Below are 353 nucleotides of genomic sequence, written 5' to 3'. Positions count from 1 at the left end.
ATCTCAAGCCTTTCGCTGGAGGTAACAGTGGGGTTCAAATGGCGGGTTGGTTCAACAAGGACATCAACTCTCTGGAAGCCCTGAAAGGCCTGAAAATGCGTATTCCTGGCATGGGTGGAGAGGTGTTCAAGCGTTTGGGAGGTGTGCCTGTCAATTTACCGGGGGGGGAAATCTTCACCGCGCTTCAGACAGGAACCATTGATGCCACTGAGTGGGTAGGTCCCTACAATGATCTGGCTTTTGGGCTCTATAAAGCGGCAAAATATTACTACTATCCAGGCTGGCATGAGCCAGGCACCATGCTTGAGTTCACTGTAAACATGGATAAATGGAATGCTTTGCCTGCTGACCTG

At 50.4% G+C, this 353-nt stretch carries 1 pseudogene; it reads left to right on the top strand.

The window, feature by feature from the left end:
* Positions 1–353, top strand: a pseudogene (locus CWC28_RS21545) (ABC transporter substrate-binding protein); the annotation flags it as partial.

It is taken from the genome of Pseudoalteromonas sp. S4492, assembly GCF_005886115.1.
GTDB lineage: Bacteria > Pseudomonadota > Gammaproteobacteria > Enterobacterales > Alteromonadaceae > Pseudoalteromonas > Pseudoalteromonas gelatinilytica.
Note: the sequence above shows the minus strand (reverse complement) of the source record. Positions and strands in the feature narration are given on the sequence as shown.